The sequence below is a fragment of the Asticcacaulis sp. AC466 genome (assembly GCF_000495815.1).
In the GTDB taxonomy this organism is placed as follows: domain Bacteria; phylum Pseudomonadota; class Alphaproteobacteria; order Caulobacterales; family Caulobacteraceae; genus Asticcacaulis.
Window position 1 is genome coordinate 1 of record NZ_AWGE01000044.1, and the last position, 865, is coordinate 865.

The 865-nt window shown below is 35.7% G+C and carries 1 protein-coding gene; it reads left to right on the forward strand.

Going from position 1 to position 865, the window contains the following annotated elements:
* Positions 1 to 865: tetratricopeptide repeat protein (locus AEAC466_RS44815; RefSeq protein ID WP_200864003.1), on the forward strand; the 865-nt coding region annotated here is incomplete at both ends.

Sequence of the window (865 nt, forward strand, 5' to 3'; positions counted from 1 at the left end):
TTTAGCAGTTGCTGCAGGTTTTGGTAATGCTGATCTTATAAACAAAAGGAGCGATAACTTTAAAGATGCTCTATGCTTTTGTTTTGAAAACTTATATGACAGATTGAGTGATAGTGAGAGAAAAGCTATCTCTGTCATAGCATGTTTAAGGAAGCCAGTATCGGTGGTTGAACTTAGATTCTTTCTGAGTGATGTCCCTGCCATTGAAATCGAAGAGGCGTTACATCAGCTGCATAACTCAAGTATGTTGATCTCAACAGATGATAAGTCCTCAGAAGGGGGGTATGTATACACTTTGACAGGTGTAGCGGAAGAGTATATTAATAGCGTAAGGCCAATATCGAATGAAATTTATAATGAAGTTAAGGCACGACGTAAAGAGCTGCAAAGCATAATTGCTAGCGAAAATATTTTAAGAAATCATTATAACTATGACTTAAATGTCATTTCATGGACAACTAAAGATGAAAAGATTTGTTCAATTTATTTAAAGAAAGCTCTATCGGCCCATAAAGGAGGAGATAAGGAGCTGGCTGAGCAGAATATAAAAAAAGCAAAATCTCTGATGCCTGGTTTTTCTGAATGTTATAGAATACATAGTTATTTATTGAAAGATATATCACCATTTTTGGCAGAGGTGGAGCTTGAGAAGGCTATAGATATTGCTCCTAGATCGGTTATTTCTCGTTATGCGTATAGTCAGTTCTTAATTAATGAGGAAGAGTTTGATAGAGCTAATGAGCAAATTAGTGAGGCTCTAAAGATAGATCCTAATGATATTGCCCTTCAAACATGCAAGGCATGGGTTTTAACATTGAATGGAGAATACAATCAAGCATCCGTCATATACGAAAAAATTCTTCCA